Source organism: bacterium (assembly GCA_009926305.1).
In the GTDB taxonomy this organism is placed as follows: Bacteria; Bdellovibrionota_C; UBA2361; order UBA2361; family RFPC01; genus RFPC01.
In genome coordinates, this window is sequence record RFPC01000279.1 from 1 (window position 1) to 1,020 (window position 1,020).

At 46.6% G+C, this 1,020-nt stretch carries 1 protein-coding gene; it reads right to left on the reverse strand.

Going from position 1 to position 1,020, the window contains the following annotated elements; all coding sequences use genetic code 11:
* Nucleotides 1–119: 119 nt before the first annotated feature.
* Nucleotides 120–1,020 (reverse strand): ribonucleotide reductase (locus EBR25_14540; GenBank protein ID NBW42187.1); only part of this gene is annotated, 901 nt, incomplete at its 5' end.

Genomic DNA, 1,020 nt, shown 5'->3' on the forward strand with positions numbered 1-1,020 from the left:
GATAGACTGTGCGTGATCAGCAATCTCCCTCACCCTCTCTTCGACAGTTTGTCCAGGTTCGAGGTACCCCTTCTCCATAAATTGTCGGGTCTCTTCTGTGACCCAGTAAAAATCTTTCATTAGAATAGTTCTTCTGCGGTGAAACTCTTAGTGCTCTTGGCGTAGTCGATAGGTTTTTTGTGAAAGAAGTCAGAGAGAGCTGAGGCAAAGACTTCTTCATCCATCCATTCTGTAACGTCCACCACAGATTTTACAACAGGGAATTTGAAATCGAAGCCGATGCGACTCAGGCTCTCATTGACTCTGCTCTTCAAGTAGTTGTTTAAGATATCGTAGCTAAGGAACTGATTCTCAAAGCCTTGCAATATCCAATCAATCAAACCACTTTCAGCAGCTAGTGCTACGTGTGCTTCTTCGATGATACGCTTCTCAAGCTCCTCGTCAAAGAGCTCTGGATGCTCCCGACGGATCTGATTGATAAGCGCCATACCTCCTTCAGCATGCAGGTTCTCCTCCTTGCTCGTGTATTGAACAACGTTCGCCGTGTCTTTGAGGACAGCGTTGAACCTGTTGAATCCGAGGATTGTGTAGAACTGGCTGAAGAGAGATACATTCTCAGTAAACAGGGTAAACAGGATGAGGCTGTACAGGAACTGCTTCTTATCGTCCTTGTAAACACGATCTACATACTTGTTGAGGTATGTGACACGATTCATTACAGGCTTGTTGTCAAGCAGTGTGATAAACTCATCCTCCAGACCAAGCTTGCTGAGGATCTCCGAATAAGCACGCGAGTGTATGACTTCCACTCCGCCAAAGACAGCACCCATATCGGCGATCTCTGGCTTAGGAAGATGCTTTCCTATGTTAGACCAGTACGATTTGACTGCTACCTCAACCTGAGAGATGAGCAAGATCGCACGCTTGATAACACCGCGCTCCTCCTCAGAGAGAGAGGTGTGATAGTCTTGAACATCGGACTTGAAATTGAATTCGTTGTGCGTCCAATGCGAGGCCCAC